The sequence below is a fragment of the Allorhizobium sp. GW101-3B10 genome, from assembly GCF_059424725.1.
Genome location: NZ_JBWKZR010000001.1, coordinates 4,078,279 through 4,096,239, shown reverse-complemented (window position 1 = coordinate 4,096,239; position 17,961 = coordinate 4,078,279). Strand labels below are relative to the sequence as shown.

The following is a 17,961-nucleotide window of genomic DNA, read 5'->3' as shown; positions in this document are numbered from 1 at the left end:
CGCGGCTCCCGGCGCGGACGCAGAGAAGGATTGTTTCCATGGCTCAGACATTGCTCATGCCGAAGGCGACGGCCGTATGGCTTGTCGACAACACCGCGCTGTCATTTGACCAGATTGCGCAGTTCTGCAAGCTTCACCCGCTGGAGGTGAAGGCGATCGCAGACGGCGAAGCAGCGCAGGGCATCAAGGGTCTCGATCCGATCGCCACCGGCCAGCTGTCGCGCGACGAGATCGCAAGAGCCGAGAAGGACGTGAACCACAAGCTGAAGCTCTCCGAGCCGAAGGTCCGCGTTCCCGACAGCAAGCGCCGTGGCCCGCGCTATACCCCGGTTTCCAAGCGCCAGGATCGGCCGAACGCCATTCTCTGGCTGGTGCGCAACCACCCGGAACTGAAGGACGCACAGATCTCGCGCCTCGTCGGCACCACCAAGTCGACGATCGAGCAGATCCGCGACCGCACCCACTGGAACTCGACCAACCTGACGCCGATGGATCCGGTCACGCTCGGCCTCTGCAGCCAGATCGATCTCGACATGGAAGTGGAAAAGGCCTCGAAGGGCCGGCCGCTGCCGACCGCCGCCGAACTTGGCGCGACCCTGCAGGCGGCGAGCGACACCGAACATCTCAACCTCGGCTACCGTGACGAGGAAGAGAAGGAAATCGACGCGAATGCCGTCTTCGCCAAGCTGAAGTCGCTGAAGTCGGATCGCACGGAAGACGAGGACGACGATCGCTTCTGATCCTCGCCGAACGGCATGAAAAAGCCCCGGTCAGTCCGAACTGACCGGGGCTTTTCTTTGAGCGCTGTTACTTCGCCATGCCGTGCTGCTTCAGCACCTCGGTGATTTCTTCGAGGATCGCCGGATCGTCGATGGTCGCCGGCATCTTCCACGGCATGCCGTCGGCGATCTTCTGCATCGTGCCGCGCAGGATCTTGCCGGAGCGGGTCTTGGGCAGGCGTTCGACCTTCATCACGTTCTTGAAGGCCGCGACCGGGCCGATCTCGTCGCGCACCAGCTGGACGATCTCGCGCTCGATCACCTTGAAATCGCGATTGACATTGTGCTTCAGCACCAGGAAGCCGCAGGGGATCTGTCCCTTGAGATCGTCGGCGATGCCAATGACCGCGCATTCGGCGACATCCGGATGCATGGCGCAGACTTCCTCCATGGCGCCCGTCGACAGGCGATGGCCGGCGCAGTTGATGATGTCGTCGGTGCGCGCCATGACATAGACATAGCCCTCCTCGTCGACGATGCCGGCATCGGCGGTCTTGTAGTAGCCGGGGAACTCCTCCAGGCAGGACGAGCGAAACCGCTCGTCGGCATTCCAGAAGGTGACGAGGCAGCCGGGCGGAAGCGGCAGCTTGACGACGATATTGCCGAGCGTGCCGCGCGGGACCGGATGCCCCGCATCGTCCAGCACCTCGATCGCATAGCCGGGCATGGCCACGGCCGGCGAACCATATTTTACCGGAAGCAGGCCGAGACCGGCGGGGTTGGCCGCGACCGGCCAGCCGGTTTCCGTCTGCCACCAGTGGTCGATGACCGGGACACTGAGGATCTTCTCGGCCCATTTGATGGTTTCCGTGTCGGCGCGTTCGCCGGCGAGGAAGAGGGCGCGCAGGCCCGAGGTATCGTGCTTGCGCGCGAATTCGCCGTCCGGATCGTCGCGGCGAATGGCGCGGAAGGCGGTCGGGGCGGTGAACAGCGTCTTCACATCGTGATCGGCGACGACACGCCAGAACGTGCCGGCATCCGGCGTGCCGACCGGCTTGCCCTCGAACAGGATCGTCGTATTGCCGGTCAGCAGCGGGCCATAGACGATATAGGAATGGCCGACCACCCAGCCGATGTCGGAGGCGGCCCAGAAGACCTCGCCCGGCTTCACGCCATAGATGTTCTCCATCGTCCAGGCGAGCGCCACCATATGGCCGCCATTGTCGCGAACGACGCCCTTCGGCTGGCCGGTCGTGCCCGATGTGTAGAGGATGTAGAGCGGATCCGTTGCGGCGACGGGTTCGCAGGCGACCTCGGTGCCGTTGACCTTCTCGACTTCCACGGCCTTCGCCAGATCGACGTCGCCATGTTCGTAACGGAGCGGGGCGTGCAGCTGGTCGCGCTGCAGGACGAAGGAATATTGCGGCTTGACCTGGGCCATGTCGATGGCGTGGTCGAGAAGCGGCTTGTAGGGAACGACGCGGCCCGGCTCCAGGCCGCAGCTGGCGCTGATGACGGCCTTGGCATTGCAGTCGTCGATGCGGGTGGCGAGCTCATGGGCAGCGAAACCGCCGAACACGACGGAATGGATGGCGCCGATGCGGGCGCAGGCCAGCATGGAGAAGACGGCTTCCGGGATCATCGGCATGTAGATGATGACGCGGTCGCCCTTGCCGATGCCGTGGTTCTTCAGCACCGCCGCGATCGCCTTCACCTCGACGAGCACCTCGTCATAGGTGAAGCTCTGCTTCGCTCCGGTCATCGGGCTGTCGTAGATGATGGCCTTCTGCGTGCCGCGGCCGGCGGCCGAATGACGATCGAGACAGTTGTGGCAGGTATTGGTCTCGGCGCCTGCGAACCAGCGGCCATAGACGCCGGCCTCCGCGTCGAACACCTTGTCGGCGGGCTTGAACCAGTCCAGCCTGTCCGCCTGAGCCTTCCAGAATGCCTCGGGGTTACCCATCCACGATTGATAGGTCTCCAGATACTTGCCCTGCATGAATTCCTCCGGATGCGACGCGAGACTATTGATAGTTTTGTCGCAATACTAAGGACCGGGCAGGCAATAGGAAAGTGAGACGAAAGCGGTATGCCCGCCGAGGTGGCGGGCATGGGAAGCGCAAATCCCATGAAAGCCGGGGATCAGCGCGATCCGAAAATCGCCGAACCCACCCTGACGCTGGTCGCGCCAAAGCCGATGGCCGTCTCAAAATCGCCGGACATGCCCATCGACAGTTTGTCCACGCCGTTCTCCGCTGCGAGCTTGGCCAGCAACGCGAAATGCGGGCCGGGATTTTCATCGGCCGGCGGAATGCACATCAGGCCGTCGACGGCCATTCCGATGTCGCCCCGGCACAGCGTGAGGAAGGCCGCGACATCGTCCGGTGCGATTCCGGCCTTCTGCGGTTCGAGCCCGGTATTGACCTGCACATAGAAACGCGGCGTGCGGCCCTGGCGCTTTGCCTCGTCGGACAGGGCGCGGGCGATCTTCTCGCGATCGACCGTCTCGATGACGTCGAACAGGGCGACGGCATCGGCCGCCTTGTTGGACTGCAGCGGACCGATCAGATGCAGTTCGAGATCGCCGGTCTCCTGCTTCAGCTCCGGCCATTTGCCCTGCGCCTCCTGGACCCGGTTCTCGCCGAAGATCCGCTGCCCGGCGGCGATCACAGGCCGGATATGCTCGGCGTCGAAGGTCTTGGAAACGGCGACAAGCTGAACCGAATCCGGCTCACGACCGGCCTCGGCCGCTGCCTTTTTCACCCGTGCGCGCACATCGGCCAGTCTTTGTTCGATCGTCATGCCTGTATCCGTCCATAGTCTGTCATCGGGAGCATCATCGCCCGGGCCTTCGCCGCATGGCAAGCAGGCGCAACGATGTTTATATCATGCCTTCTAACAGCGACCGGCAAATCGCCGCAATGGCCTCGAAAACTTGACGCTTGGCCGGTTTCGTGGTGAAGGTCGGCGCATCCTTCCTAGCTATTCCGGAAATGCAGAATATGGCCACCGAACGTTACAATCCGCGCGATGCCGAGCCACGCTGGCAGGCGAAATGGTCCGAAGCGGGCGTCTTCGTTACCGACAACAACGACAAGCGCGAGAAGTACTACGTCCTCGAGATGTTCCCCTATCCGTCGGGGCGCATTCATATGGGTCATGTGCGCAACTATGCGATGGGCGACGTGGTCGCGCGCTACAAGCGCGCCCGCGGCTACAACGTTCTGCACCCGATGGGCTGGGACGCCTTCGGCATGCCGGCCGAAAACGCCGCCATGCAGAACAAGGTCCATCCGAAGGAATGGACCTACCAGAACATCGCCACCATGCGCGGCCAGCTGAAGTCTATGGGCCTGTCGCTCGACTGGTCGCGCGAGTTCGCCACTTGCGACGTCGAATACTACCACCGCCAGCAGTACCTCTTCCTCGACATGATGGAAAAGGGCCTGGTCTACCGCAAGCAGTCGAAGGTGAACTGGGACCCGGTCGACCATACGGTGCTTGCCAACGAACAGGTCATCGAAGGCCGCGGCTGGCGTTCCGGCGCGCTCGTCGAGCAGCGCGAGCTGACCCAGTGGTTCTTCCGCATCACCGACTTCAGCCAGGACCTGCTCGACGCGCTGGATACGCTCGACCAGTGGCCGGAAAAAGTGCGCCTGATGCAGAAGAACTGGATCGGCCGCTCGGAAGGCCTGACGCTGCGTTGGGAGATCGCCGGCGAACCCCCGGCCGGTCATTCCGAGGTCACGGTCTACACCACCCGTCCCGACACGCTGTTCGGCGCCTCCTTCCTGGCGATCGCCGCCGACCATCCGCTGGCCAAGGCGGTTGCCGAAGGCAATGCCGAAATCGCTGCGTTCTGCGACGAATGCCGCCGGGCGGGGACGTCGCTGGCTGCGCTGGAAACGGCCGAGAAAAAGGGCATGGATACCGGCGTCAAGGTTCGCCATCCCTTCGACCCGGAATGGGAGCTGCCCGTCTATGTCGCCAATTTCGTCCTGATGGACTACGGCACGGGCGCGATCTTCGGCTGCCCGTCGGGCGACCAGCGCGACCTCGATTTCGCCCGCAAGTATGACCTGCCGGTCGTGCCGGTGGTTATGCCGAAGGACGGCGATGCCGCGACCTTTTCGGTCGGCGACACGGCCTATGACGGCGACGGCGTGATGATCAATTCGCGCTTCCTCGATGGCCTGGACACGGAAGAGGCCTTCAAGGTGGTCGCCGACCGGCTGTCGGAGAAAACACTCGGCAACGCGCCGCAGGGCGAGCGCAAGATCCAGTTCCGTCTGCGCGACTGGGGTATTTCCCGCCAGCGCTATTGGGGCTGCCCGATCCCGGTCATCCACTGCGAGGCCTGCGGCGTCGTTCCTGTGCCGAAGAAGGACCTGCCGGTCAAGCTGCCCGACGACGTGACCTTCGACGTGCCCGGCAATCCGCTCGACCGCCATGCCACCTGGCGCCACGTGGCCTGCCCGCAATGCGGCAAGGACGCCCGGCGCGAGACCGACACGATGGACACCTTCGTCGATTCGAGCTGGTATTTCGCCCGCTTCACCGCGCCGCGCGAGGATCTGCCGACGGTTCCAGCGATCGCCGACCACTGGCTGCCGGTCGACCAGTATATCGGCGGCATCGAGCACGCGATCCTGCACCTGCTCTATTCGCGCTTCTTCACCCGGGCCATGCGCGAGACCGGCCATGTCAATCTGAGCGAGCCCTTCAAGGGCCTGTTCACCCAGGGCATGGTCGTGCACGAAACCTATAAGCTGGGCTCGGGCGCGCATGGCCTGTGGGTGGCTCCGGCCGACATCCGCATCGAGGAAGTCGATGGCGCGCGCCGCGCGGTCTTGCTCGAGACCGGCGAGGAAGTGACGATCGGCTCGATCGAGAAGATGTCGAAGTCGAAGAAGAACGTCGTCGACCCGGACGACATCATCGCCTCCTACGGCGCCGACACGGCGCGCTTCTTCGTGCTGTCCGACTCGCCCCCCGATCGCGACGTCATCTGGTCGGAATCGGGCGTCGAGGGTGCGCATCGCTTCGTCCAACGGGTCTGGCGCCTGATCTCGGAAGCTTCCGAGGCAATGTCCGCCGTGACGGCGAAACCGGCTAAGGAAGGGGCGGCGCTTGCCGTCTCCCAGGCGGCGCATCGGACGCTGGCTGCCGTTCAGGGCGACTACGACAAGCTGGCCTTCAACAAGGCCGTGGCCCGCATCTACGAACTGGTCAACGCGCTCGCTGGACCGCTCACCGACGTCGCCGCCGGCAAGGCCGATGCGGCGATGATCGCTGCCGTCAAGAATGCCGCCGAGATCCTGATTCTGCTCATCAGCCCGATGACCCCGCATCTGGCCGAAGAATGCTGGCGCGTCATCGGCGGCGAAGGCCTGGTGGCCGAGGCCGCCTGGCCGGCGTTCGAAGCCGATCTGGTCCAGCAGGACGAAGTCGTCATGCCCGTTCAGGTCAACGGCAAGAAGCGAGCTGAATTGACAATCAGCCGCGACGCGGACCAAGATGCGGTGAAGAACGCGGTTCTCGCACTCGACACCGTGAAATCTGCCTTGAACGGGCAGGCTCCGAAGAAGATCATCGTCGTTCCGTTGAGGATTGTGAACATTGTCGTCTGACCCCGTCCGCGTACCGGCTCGCCGGACCAGCCTGCTGCTTTGTTTCGGCCTGTCGGCGCTTCTGGCTTCTTGCCAGGTGCGTCCGCTCTACGACGACACCGCGGCGACGCGCGAAAATCTCGGCGCGATCGCCTATTCGGACGCTGATGATCGCGTCGAGCTCGAAGTGCGCAACCAGCTCATCTTCATGACGGGTGGAGGAGCCGGGGAACCGGCGACGCCGCAATACCGGGTCGAGCTCAAGGTCGAATCCGACGTCACCGGAGTGCTGCTCGAGCAATCTTCGGACACGGCCGCGGCCGGCCGCGTCACCGTTTCCGCCGATTACACCCTGGAGCGGGTTGCGGACGCCACGGTCCTCAAGGCAGGGCATCGCCAGGCCGTGTCACTGGTCGATTTCCCCTCGCAGCAGTTTGCCAAGCTTCGAGCCGTGCGCGACGCCGAGAACCGCGCCGCCCGGGAGCTTGCCGAGCTGATCCGCGCCGATCTCGCCATGGTTCTCGGGCGCTGAGGGCGCCCGAGCGATGACGGAAGTCAAATCCCACGAATTCGAGGGCTTTCTGCAGAAGTCGGTGCGGTTCTACCGCATATTCGTGGTCTACGGACCCGATCGCGGCCTCGTCGCCGAGCGAGCCGCGCAGATTGCCGGCACCACCGGCATCGACCTCTCCGACAGCTTTGCCCTGATCAGGCTCGACGTTGGCGACATCGCCAGCGATCCCGGCCGCCTGATGGACGAGGTCAATTCGTTTGGCCTGTTTGGCGGCGACAAGCTTGTCTGGATCCGCGGCGCGGCCAATGAGAAAGCCCTGGTCGACGGGCTGCAGTTCATCGCCGAGAAGCCGCCGGAGAACTGCACGGTCATCGTCGAAGCCGGAGACCTGAAAAAGGGCTCGGCGCTTCGCAAGGTGGCGGAGCCGTCGCGTGCAGTGGCGATCATTCCCTGTTACCAGGACGACGCCAAGGCGCTCAACGCCCTGATCGACACGGAACTCTCGGCGGTCGGGCAGCGCATCAGCCCGGCTGCCCGCGAACTGCTGGCGGAATCGCTCGGCGGCGACCGTATCGCCTCGCGCAACGAAATCCGCAAGCTGCTGCTCTATTGCCTGCATGAGCCGATGATCGACGAACAGCATGTCACCGACATCATCGGCGACGCGAGCGCCATCTCCACCGATGAAGTCGTCGACGCCGTGCTGAGCGGCGAGCCGGATGCCTTTCTCCATGCGATCCAAAAGATCGTCACCTCGAAGACCCCGGTTTTTCTCGTGCTGCAGTCGTGCATGCGCCAGTTCCAGCAACTCGAACTGATGCGGATCGAGATGGAGGAGCGCCAGCAGCAGGCGGGCCAGGTGATGCAGACGCTCGGGCGGGGCATTCACTTCCGCCGCAAGCCGATCATAGAGCGGGCTTTGCGCAACTGGTCATCCAAGGACCTGGGCCGGGAGGCGAGCCGCATCCAGTCGACCATCCTGCAGACGCGCCAGAAGGCTGCTCTCGAGGACAATCTGGCCCTGCAGACGCTGCTTTCGACCACGCTGCAATCAGCGCGGCGCAATCGCCGCGCCTGAGGGCGATCAGTTGCGGCCTTCAAGAAGGCGGCAGATCTCTTCCAACTGCTCCAAGGTCTTGTAGGCGATCTTGATCTGCCCGCCGCTGCCCTTGTGATTGATCGCGACGGCGAGGCCCAGGCGATCCGTCAGGCTGCGCTCCAGCGCAACCGTGTCGGAGTCCTTTGATTCACGCGGCTCGGCCGGCGGCGCGTTCTGCGCCTTGATATGGGTCTGGGCGAGCTTTTCCGCATCGCGTACCGAAAGACCCTTGGCAGCGATCGTTTTTGCCAGCGTGACCGGATCCGGCGTCGACACGAGCGCGCGCGCATGGCCTGCCGACAGGCTGCCTTCGGCCAGCATGTCGCGCACCGGTTCCGGCAGCTTCAGCAGGCGAAGGCTGTTGGCGACGTGACTGCGGCTCTTGCCGATGATCTCGCCGAGATCGTTCTGTGTATAGCCATGTTCGGCGATCAGCTGCTCATAACCGAGCGCTTCTTCCAGCGGATTGAGGTCGGCGCGCTGGACGTTTTCGACGATGGCCAGTTCGAGTGCCGTGCGGTCGTCCACATCGCGGACGATGACCGGGATTTCGACCAGGCCGGCCAGCTGCGCGGCCCGCCAGCGTCGTTCGCCGGCTATGATTTCGAAGCGTCCCTTTTCGCGCGTGCGCACGACGACCGGCTGGACGATGCCATGCTGGCGGATCGAACCGGCCAGATCCTGCAATTCGGCCTCGTCGAAATAGCGGCGGGGGTTTTTCGGGTTGCGAGCGACGAACTCGATCGGCACGGTGCGGTCCGGATTGATGCTCGGCCGGCTATCGCCGACCGGCAGGGGCTGGTCCATTTCGCCGATCAGGGCAGCCAATCCCCGGCCAAGGCGCCGCTTGGAAAGATCGTCACTCATATATTATACTCCATAACTTAATAGCGTCGGCGATTACGCTGCCTTGCGCTGTCTTTCCCGCTGGATCACCTCGGAGGCCAGCTGCAGATAGGCCTGGCTACCGGCGCATTTCAGATCGTAGAGGATGGCCGGCTTGCCATAGGAGGGCGCTTCCGAGACCCGGACATTCCGGGGAATGAGCGTCGCATAGACCTTGTCGCCGAGATGGGTGCGCACGTCGCTGACGACCTGCTGCGCAAGATTGTTGCGCGCGTCGAACATGGTCAGCACAATGCCCTGGATGTCGAGCGTCGGGTTGACCGTCTGGCGCACCTGGCTGATCGTCTCCAGCAACTGGCTGAGACCTTCCAGCGCGAAGAATTCGCATTGCAGCGGCACCAGCACGGAATGGGCCGCGGCCATGGCATTCATCGTCAACAGATTGAACGATGGCGGGCAGTCGACCAAAACATAGGTGAAGCGGCGCGCGTCATCGGCATTGAGCGCCTTGCGCAGGCGAAAAACGCGATCGGCCTGCTGGGAGATTTCCATTTCGAAGCCGAGCAGGTCAAGCGTCGACGGCACGATGGCGAGATTGGGTACCGCCGTATCCAGTGCCGCCTCGGCGACCGAATGGGTACCGATCAGGACGTCATAGGACGACAGCTTGCGATCGCGACGGTCAATGCCAAGGCCGGTGCTGGCATTGCCCTGCGGGTCCAGATCGACGATCAGCACCCGCTCTCCAATGGCGGCGAGCGCTGTGGCCAGATTGATGGCGGTGGTGGTCTTGCCGACCCCACCTTTCTGGTTTGCAATAGTGATGATCCGGTTCTTTTCGACAGTCATTCCGCACCTTGCGCTGGTTGACTTCCGCGCCGCACATTCGCCAACTCCAGTATGACGGAGTCGGTCTCGATGGCACTCCTGTGTATTACCAGATCGAAGTCCCAGCGACCACGCGCTTTATCGATTTCCGGTTGGTAATCCCGACCTTTGTGGAAGAAACACCGAAGGGACGGATTGCGTTGCGCCCAGGGCTCGGCAAATGCCAGTAGTTGGTTGAGATCTGCGAGCGCGCGGGCTGAAATCGCATCACAATCCAGCAATTTCGTTTGCGCTTCCTCGATGCGGACGGGGTGCACGGCGGCACGCACGCCGGTTTCCGCAATCGCCATACGCAGGAAACTCGCCTTCTTGTGGTTGCTTTCGACAAGATCGACCCAGCCTTGTCCGCTCTCCGTCAGAAGGATTGCAGTGATGATGCCGGGAAATCCGCCGCCGCTGCCAAGATCGACCCAATGTTTCGGGTCCGGAGCAATCTTGAAGATCTGGGCACTGTCGGCGATGTGTCGTTGCCAGAGATCGGCCTTGGTCGAGGGGGCCACAAGATTGATGGTGGCCGCCCATTTCTGGAACAGACTCGCAAAACGTTCGAGCTTATCAAGGGTTTCACGTGAAACGTTTATCCCGATATCATGCGCCTTCATACTCATCCTGCCTTACGAAATGGCTCGCTCTTGCGCAAATGAGCGATCAGAAGCGAGATTGCCGCCGGCGTCATGCCATTGATTTTCTTGGCCTGAGAGACAGACCACGGCTTTGCCGCACCAAGCTTCTGCTTCAACTCATTGGAAAGGCCCGGAAGCGCGCTGTAGTCAAAATCCACCGGGATTCGCCGATCTTCCTCGCGCTGAACGTCGATGATATCCGACGTCTGACGTTCGATATAGCCGGCATAGAGCGCGTCAATGGAGACGCCCGTGGCCACGGATTGCAGCACGGCACGGAAGTCGGGCCACAAACGACATATGTGATCCCACTCGACGTCCGGGTAGGATAGCAGTTCGCGTCCCGAGCGGCGCTTTCCATCCTGATTGACCGTGATACCGGCAGCCGCGGCCTCATTCGGGGTTACGGTAGCCGATTCCAGCTGCTGGTAGACCGAAAGTCGGTCAGCCTGATAAGTGGAAAAACGCTCTGCTCTGGCGCTGCCTACGCAGCCGATCTCCATACCCAGCGGGGTGAGGCGCATATCGGCATTGTCGGCGCGCAGTGTCAGCCGGTATTCGGCCCTGGAAGTGAACATGCGGTAGGGCTCGGTAACACCCGAGCTGCTGAGATCGTCGATCATCACGCCGATATAGGACTGCGTGCGGCTGAACACCACGCCTTCGCTACCGCCTGCCAGACGAGCAGCATTGATTCCCGCGACGAGTCCTTGCGCGGCCGCTTCTTCATAGCCCGTGGTGCCATTGATCTGGCCCGCCAGGAATAAGCCCGGCAGCTTGGTGACCTCCAAGGTCGGCCGAAGCTCTCGTGGATCGACATAATCATATTCGATGGCATAACCGGGCTGAAGGATACGCACCTTCCCAAGACCCGGGATCGTCCGAATATAGTCGTCCTGTACCTCTTCGGGAAGAGATGTAGATATACCGTTCGGATAAACAGTATCGTCGTCCAACCCTTCAGGTTCCAGGAAGATCTGATGACCGTCACGATCGCCAAAACGCATGATCTTGTCTTCGATCGACGGGCAATAGCGGGGGCCGACGCCTTCGATTTGTCCTGAATACATGGCAGACCGGTGAATATTGTCGCGAATTACCTTATGAGTCGCATCCGTGGTGCGTGTAATACCGCAACTGATCTGCGGCGTCTCGATGCGGTCCGTCATGAATGAAAATGGTATCGGATCCGAATCGGCTTCCTGGCTGTCGAGAGACGACCAGTCGATCGTTTTACCGTCCAAACGTGCCGGCGTGCCGGTCTTCAACCGCCCCATGGAAAGGTTGGCAGCCCGGAGCACTGAACTTAACCCCAGAGAAGGGGCTTCGCCGACACGTCCGGCCGGAATCTTGCGGTCCCCGATGTGAATGAGCCCCCGAAGGAATGTGCCGCTGGTCAGAACCACAGCCCGACATGGGATTTCCCGGCCATCACCCAGGCGCACGGAGTTAATCGCACCAGCGGAGTCGCGGCCCAGCGAAACGGCATCGCCCTCTATGACACAGATCCCGGGCTGTTCAGCCAGTATCGCCCGGACCGCGTTGCGATAGAGCTTGCGGTCCGCCTGAGTCCGGGGGCCCCAGACCGCGGGCCCCTTGCGTCGATTGAGCATGCGGAACTGTATGCCGCCGAGATCCGCTGCACGGCCCATGATCCCGTCCAGCGCATCGATTTCGCGGACAAGGTGGCCTTTGCCGAGACCACCGATCGCCGGATTGCACGACATGACGCCGATGGTATCGGCACGGTGGGTGATCAGCGCGACGCGCGCACCCAGGCGCGCCGCTGCACTTGCGGCTTCCGAGCCGGCATGACCGCCGCCGATGATGACGACGTCAAAGGATTCGCCTGTCATTTTCATTTCCTCCACCGTTCAGGATCGACGCAAGCATCGTCCGTTTCGGCAGCGTTGTTTCACGTGAATCACTTGCCGACGCAGAATTCCGAGAAGATCTTTCCGAGCAGCATCTCCACATCGATACGCCCGGTGATCCGCCCGAGGGCGTCCGAGGCGCGGCGAAGATGCTCGGCGCGGATCTCCAGGCCAAGGTCTTCGCGCCCGATCGCCTGCTGCACTTCCGCGATTGCATCGCGAAGTTGCTGTCCATGCCTCAGACGGCTCGGAATCGCAAGGGAAAACGTTCCGACCTTATCCTCCATGCGGGAAAGCACGTAAGCCTTGAGATCGGCAATCCCATAACCCGTCGCACTGGAAATCAGGATATCCACCATCGGTTTCGTATCCGAATCGGTGAGTAGGTCCGCCTTGGTGCCAACCTGAATGACGTCCAGCCCATCCGGCACATCGACGACATCTTCAGGCGACTTCGAGTCGGCAAGAGACAAAACAAGGTCCGCCTCCTCCATCTTGCCAAGCGCGCGGCGGATGCCTTCTCGCTCAACGGGCTCGCTGGTCTCGCGGATCCCGGCCGTATCGTAGAAATGAACGGCATAACCGCCGATATCGAGCTCGCAATGCAGGATATCGCGTGTCGTACCTTCATATTCGGTGACGATGGCCACATCCCTTCCTGCCAAGGCATTGAGAAGACTGGATTTCCCGGAGTTTGGACGACCGGCGATGACGACTTTGAAGCCGTCACGGATGATCTCGCCGGTCTTCAGGTCATCCAGAGCCTTCTCCAGCTCCGCAAGAAAGGCCCGCATATCGCCCCAGATGCGGTCGGATACGGCACCGGGAATGTCCCCTTCATCTGAAAAGTCGAGTTCCGCTTCGATCAACGCCCGGGCGTCGATCAACTTGCCCCGCCAGGTCTCGTAGATGGACGAGAGATGGCCGGAGCTCTGTTCGACGGCCAGGCGACGCTGCATCTCCGTATCCGCCGCCAACAGGTCGGACAGGCCCTCTATCTCGACAAGATCGAGCTTGCCGTGCTCGAAGGCGCGCCGGGAAAATTCCCCGGCTTCCGCCATCCGGCAATTGTCGAAGGAAGCCAGTTCCTCAAGCACCACGCGGACCAGCGCCCGGCCGCCATGCAGGTGCAGCTCGAGGCAGTCTTCGCCGGTGAAGGAGTGTGGAGCGGGAAACCACAACACCAGGGCCTGGTCAAGCATGAGACCGTTGCGGGAGCGAATCGAACGCAGCGCGGCTTGGCGGGGCTTTGGCAAACCGCCTGCCAGCTCTTGGCAAATGGCGCTGGCTGTAGCACCGCTGACGCGCACGATCGCAACGCCCGAGGGCAGCGCACCCGATGACAGCGCGAAAATCGTTTCCCGAACAGGCAAGCGCATGGCCTAGACCCTATATCCCATCACCGAGTTCGATACGGAAGCGAATCGAGCGGCGGTTTTCACCGCCGCTCGTTCAATATTCACATATACAAGCCGGGCACGCTCGGCTCAGGTGTTCATCGAATCGAAGAAGTCACCATTGTTCTTGGTCTGCTTGAGCTTGTCGATGAGGAACTCAATCGCATCGGTCGTGCCCATGGGCGCGAGAATGCGCCGCAGCACGAAGATCTTCTGCAGGTCCTGGCGCGGTACGAGCAAGTCTTCCTTGCGGGTGCCGGACTTGAGAATATCCATAGCCGGGAAGATGCGCTTGTCGGCGACCTTGCGGTCCAGCACGATTTCCGAGTTACCGGTACCCTTGAACTCTTCGAAGATGACTTCGTCCATGCGGCTGCCGGTATCGATCAGCGCCGTCGCAATGATGGTCAGCGAGCCGCCTTCTTCGATGTTACGGGCCGCGCCGAAGAAGCGCTTGGGGCGCTGCAGGGCGTTGGCGTCGACACCGCCGGTCAGGACCTTGCCGGACGACGGCACGACCGTGTTGTAGGCGCGACCGAGGCGGGTGATCGAATCGAGCAGAATCACGACGTCACGGCCATGTTCGACGAGCCGCTTGGCCTTCTCGATCACCATTTCGGCGACCTGCACGTGGCGAACGGCCGGCTCGTCGAAGGTCGAGGAAACCACCTCGCCGCGCACGGAGCGCTGCATGTCGGTCACTTCTTCCGGACGCTCGTCGATCAGCAGGACGATGAGATAGCATTCCGGATGGTTCGCCGTGATCGAATGGGCGATGTTCTGCAGGAGAACGGTCTTACCGGTGCGCGGCGGCGCGACGATCAGGCCGCGCTGACCTTTGCCGAGCGGGGCTACCAGGTCGATGACGCGGGCCGACAGATCCTTCGACGTCGGAACATCAAGTTCCATCTTGAAGCGCTCGTTCGGGTAGAGCGGCGTCAGGTTATCGAAATGGACCTTGTGGCGGATCTTTTCCGGATCTTCGAAATTGATCGTGTTGACCTTGAGAAGGGCGAAATAGCGTTCGCCTTCCTTCGGTCCGCGGATCGGGCCTTCGACCGTATCGCCGGTCTTCAGCGAGAAGCGACGCAGCTGCGAGGGCGAGATGTAGATATCGTCCGGACCCGGAAGATAGTTCGCGTTGGCAGAACGCAAGAAACCGAAGCCGTCCTGGAGAACTTCGACCACACCCTCGCCGATGATTTCGACGTCCTGGCTGGCAAGCATCTTGAGGATCGCGAACATCAGCTCCTGCTTGCGCATCGTGCTGGCGTTTTCGACTTCCAAGGATTCGGCAAAGGTCAGGAGATCGGTCGGCGATTTGCTTTTGAGTTCTTGTAGCTTCATTTCAGCCATGAAGAAGGACCACGTTCTTTATTTTTTTGGGGGAGGCGTGCTGGTTGAATTCAGTACGATCGCGAATGTCGCAAATGACGGAATGTTACGCACGCCGAGAAGATGAGATGCCGCGAAAATAGCGATTCAGCCTTTCGACCGCAAGGGAAAAGCAGAATCCGGCGAAAATAATGCCGGAACGCCTGCCATGCGGGACTTTTCAGAGGGGCTTGACGATCACGAGGATGACGATGACGATCATCAGGAGCGTCGGGACCTCGTTCATCAGCCGCCAGAAGCGCGCGTCGCGGACATATTCGCCGCGCCCGAAGGACCGCACCGATTTGGCAAAGAATCCATGCACGCCCGAAAGGGCGACGACGGCCGCAAGTTTTGCATGCAGCCAGCCGCCCTGGAATCCGAACACCGTCCAGGCGATGTACAGGCCGAGCAGCCACGAAACGACCATGGCCGGACCCATGATGACCTTGAGCAGACGTTCCTCCATGACGCTGAAGGTGCGGGCCTGGTCCGATCCTGGCTCACAATCGCCGTGGTAGATGAACAGCCTCGGCATGTAGAGCATGCCCGCCATCCAAGAAATGACCGCGATGACATGCAGCGCCTTGATCCAGGGATAGGCGGCATCGGCGCCGAAAACGGCGATGGCCAGTGCGATCGCACCGAAGAACAGGACCGCCATACCCGCCTTGACCGCGGCCTTGCGGCCGGCCGCAGCGCCTGTCTGCCGCTCCATCGTCTATCTCCCGAAGCTTCGCACGCGATCGACCAGCGCCTTCACGTTTTCCGGATCGGCCTGCGGCGTGATGCCATGGCCAAGATTGAAAATCAGCGGACCATGGCCGAGCTTGTCCAGAATGCGGTCGATGCCTTCCTCCAGCGCCCGTCCACCGGCGACGACGCGCATCGGATCGAGATTGCCCTGTACCGGCCCGTCCTTCTGCAGCTCAGCAGCAAAATCGAGCGGTACCGCCCAGTCGAGCCCGATCGCATCGGCGCCCGTCTTCTGGCGGTAATCGCGCAGCAGATAGCCGGCACCCTTGGCGAAGGCGATGACCTTGGCGGCCGGCCTCTGCGCCTTCACCGAAGCGATGATGCGCGCCATTGGCCTTACGCAGAAGCGCTCGAACTCCACCTCGCCGAGCACGCCGGCCCAGGAGTCGAAAATCTGCACCGCATCGGCACCGGCGTCGATCTGCGCGACCAGATAGGTGGCAGACATATCCGACAGCACATCGAGAAGATATTCAAAGGCTTCCGGATCCCGATAGGCAAACAGCCGGGCAGGGGCCTGATCAGGCGTACCGTGTCCGGCGATCATATAGGTCGCCACCGTCCAGGGCGCGCCGCAGAAGCCGAGCAGGGTCGTCTCGTTCGGCAATTCCTTGCGCAGCCGCCGAACCGTTTCGATCACCGGTTCCAGATGCGCCATGAAGCCATCCGACCCGAGCTTGCGGATGCCGTCCGCATCGATCGGATCCATCTGCGGTCCGTGCCCCTCAGTGAAACGCACATTTCGCTTCAGTGCATCCGGAATGACCAGGATGTCGGAGAACAGGATCGCCGCGTCAAAGCCGTACCGGCGGATCGGCTGCAGCGTCACCTCGACGGCGAAGTCGGGCGTGTAACAGAGATCGAGAAAGCTCCCGGCTCTGGCCCGCGTCTCGCGATATTCCGGAAGATAGCGCCCTGCCTGCCGCATCAGCCAGATCGGCGGCGGCGTGATCGTCTTGCCGCTCAGGACTTCGAGGATTTTCCGTTCGGTAGCACTCAAGGCGTCAGCCCTCTTAAATAAAGAAAAGATAATTGAATCTTCTTCTATTTCTAAGAGTCTGTGACTATCAAGCATTAAACCCCATCCACAGCCGAACGCCCGATCCGGCAAGAGTCTGCCGTACGGTGGACAGGATTCGAGGACGGGTCGATGAAATCGTGGAAACCCTCAAAACATCGAGGCGATTCATTCGCTTACAGGCCACATGCAGATCTCCTTGTCTGTGGACGGGCTGTGGAGAAAGTCTGAAAGCTGCGGCTTCTTACCACAATCCACAAGCGCGAAGGAAAGGGACCAGCACGGAGGCCGATGTGGATAAGTCGGCACTTTTCCGCTTGCCCTCAGGCCTTCGCCGCCGCTACCTCTGCTTGTCCCGATTTATCAACAGGCGGCCGAGAAGAACGTGGAGAACCGCAGAAACTTCTTTCATCTCCATCTGATTTCTGACTCGACGGGAGAGACTCTCATTTCCGCCGGTCGGGCCGCGGCCGCGCAATTCAAGTTTTCCAACGCGATCGAGCATGTGTATCCGCTGATCCGCTCGAAGCGTCAGTTGCTTCCCGTGCTGCAGGCGATCGACGAGGCGCCGGGAATCGTCCTCTATACGATCGTCGATTCCGATCTCGCCCACCTGCTCGAGACCACCTGCCGCGAGATGGGTGTGCCGAGCGTCAATGTGCTCGCCCCGGTGATCGAGAAGTTCCAGACCTATCTCGGCGCGCCGTCGCGGGGTCGGGTTGGTGCCCAGCACGTGCTCAATGCCGACTACTTTGCTCGGATCGAGGCGCTGAACTTCACCATGGACCACGACGACGGCCAGGCGCCGGACGACTATGACGATGCCGACGTGGTCATCATCGGGATCAGCCGGACGTCGAAAACCCCGACCAGCATCTATCTGGCCAACCGCGGCATCAAGACGGCGAACATCCCGATCGTCGTCGGCGTGCCGCTTCCCGAAAGCCTGATGCGGGCGAAGCGCCCGCTGATCGTCGGCCTGATCGCCACCACCGACCGCATCTCCCAGGTGCGGGAAAACCGCGAGCTCGGATCGACGCCGGGCTACGACCGAAGCGATTACACTGATCGGGCGACCATCGCCGAGGAGCTGAAATATGCCCGCGCGCTGTGTGCCCGCAACAACTGGCCGATCATTGATGTGACGCGCCGCTCGATCGAGGAAACGGCAGCGGCCATCGTTGCCCTCCGCGTGAAGCTGCGTTAAGCCGATTCTTAACGGATACACTGCTTCGGGGAATGCG

Annotated in this window: 15 protein-coding genes; 5 read left to right on the top strand and 10 right to left on the bottom strand. The window is 61.8% G+C overall.

Annotated features, from left to right (window positions below; translation table 11 throughout):
• Nucleotides 1-38 precede the first annotated feature (38 nt).
• Nucleotides 39-740, top strand: coding sequence for a DUF1013 domain-containing protein (locus tag AC07Y0_RS20190; protein WP_498679451.1), 702 nt, complete (start codon nt 39-41; stop codon nt 738-740).
• A 67-nt stretch (nt 741-807) separates the two neighbouring features.
• Here AC07Y0_RS20190 and AC07Y0_RS20185 read toward each other — a convergent pair whose 3' ends face one another.
• Nucleotides 808-2,718: a propionyl-CoA synthetase gene (locus AC07Y0_RS20185; protein WP_498679450.1), complete on the bottom strand. Its 1,911-nt coding sequence runs from the start codon at nt 2,716-2,718 to the stop codon at nt 808-810.
• 143 nt (nt 2,719-2,861) lie between these two features.
• Nucleotides 2,862-3,521 (bottom strand): YggS family pyridoxal phosphate-dependent enzyme, encoded by a 660-nt coding sequence (locus AC07Y0_RS20180; protein ID WP_498679449.1) that lies wholly within the window; start codon nt 3,519-3,521, stop codon nt 2,862-2,864.
• 200 nt (nt 3,522-3,721) lie between these two features.
• Between AC07Y0_RS20180 and leuS the strand changes: the two genes are divergently transcribed.
• Genes leuS through holA form a run of 3 tightly spaced genes read left to right on the top strand, consistent with a single transcriptional unit; the run spans nt 3,722 to nt 7,920 of the window.
• The gene (gene leuS, locus AC07Y0_RS20175) at nt 3,722-6,349 is read left to right on the top strand and encodes a leucine--tRNA ligase (RefSeq protein ID WP_498679448.1); all 2,628 of its coding nucleotides are present in this window, start codon (nt 3,722-3,724) and stop codon (nt 6,347-6,349) included.
• A complete protein-coding gene (lptE, locus tag AC07Y0_RS20170; RefSeq protein ID WP_498679447.1) occupies nt 6,339-6,860 on the top strand; it encodes an LPS assembly lipoprotein LptE in 522 nt (173 codons plus the stop codon). The genes leuS and lptE overlap by 11 nt, the downstream gene beginning before the upstream one ends.
• Before the next feature lie 13 nt (nt 6,861-6,873).
• Nucleotides 6,874-7,920, top strand: coding sequence for a DNA polymerase III subunit delta (gene holA / locus AC07Y0_RS20165; protein WP_498679446.1), 1,047 nt, complete (start codon nt 6,874-6,876; stop codon nt 7,918-7,920).
• Between the two features lie 6 nt (nt 7,921-7,926).
• Here holA and AC07Y0_RS20160 read toward each other — a convergent pair whose 3' ends face one another.
• The 8 genes from AC07Y0_RS20160 to hemE form a co-directional block, all read right to left on the bottom strand.
• Nucleotides 7,927-8,808, bottom strand: coding sequence for a ParB/RepB/Spo0J family partition protein (locus AC07Y0_RS20160; RefSeq protein WP_498679445.1), 882 nt, complete (start codon nt 8,806-8,808; stop codon nt 7,927-7,929).
• 33 nt (nt 8,809-8,841) lie between these two features.
• On the bottom strand, nt 8,842-9,636 hold the full coding sequence (locus AC07Y0_RS20155; RefSeq protein WP_498679444.1) for a ParA family protein: 795 nt from the start codon (nt 9,634-9,636) through the stop codon (nt 8,842-8,844).
• Complete coding sequence (gene rsmG / locus AC07Y0_RS20150; protein WP_498679443.1) at nt 9,633-10,277, bottom strand: 16S rRNA (guanine(527)-N(7))-methyltransferase RsmG; 645 nt, start codon at nt 10,275-10,277, stop codon at nt 9,633-9,635. The genes AC07Y0_RS20155 and rsmG overlap by 4 nt, the downstream gene beginning before the upstream one ends.
• Nucleotides 10,278-10,279: 2 nt before the next feature.
• Complete coding sequence (mnmG, locus tag AC07Y0_RS20145; protein WP_498679442.1) at nt 10,280-12,154, bottom strand: tRNA uridine-5-carboxymethylaminomethyl(34) synthesis enzyme MnmG; 1,875 nt, start codon at nt 12,152-12,154, stop codon at nt 10,280-10,282.
• Nucleotides 12,155-12,222: 68 nt separating this feature from the next.
• On the bottom strand, nt 12,223-13,551 hold the full coding sequence (mnmE, locus tag AC07Y0_RS20140) for a tRNA uridine-5-carboxymethylaminomethyl(34) synthesis GTPase MnmE (RefSeq protein WP_498679441.1): 1,329 nt from the start codon (nt 13,549-13,551) through the stop codon (nt 12,223-12,225).
• Between the two features lie 108 nt (nt 13,552-13,659).
• Nucleotides 13,660-14,925, bottom strand: coding sequence for a transcription termination factor Rho (gene rho, locus AC07Y0_RS20135; protein WP_028737867.1), 1,266 nt, complete (start codon nt 14,923-14,925; stop codon nt 13,660-13,662).
• 199 nt (nt 14,926-15,124) lie between these two features.
• Nucleotides 15,125-15,661, bottom strand: a complete 537-nt coding sequence (gene hemJ / locus AC07Y0_RS20130; protein WP_498679440.1) for a protoporphyrinogen oxidase HemJ — start codon at nt 15,659-15,661, stop codon at nt 15,125-15,127.
• A 3-nt stretch (nt 15,662-15,664) separates the two neighbouring features.
• Entirely contained in the window at nt 15,665-16,699 is a 1,035-nt protein-coding gene (gene hemE, locus AC07Y0_RS20125; protein WP_498679439.1) for a uroporphyrinogen decarboxylase, read from the bottom strand.
• A gap of 403 nt (nt 16,700-17,102) precedes the next feature.
• Between hemE and AC07Y0_RS20120 the strand changes: the two genes are divergently transcribed.
• Nucleotides 17,103-17,924 (top strand): pyruvate, water dikinase regulatory protein, encoded by an 822-nt coding sequence (locus AC07Y0_RS20120; RefSeq protein WP_498679438.1) that lies wholly within the window; start codon nt 17,103-17,105, stop codon nt 17,922-17,924.
• The last annotated feature ends 37 nt before the right edge of the window (nt 17,925-17,961 follow it).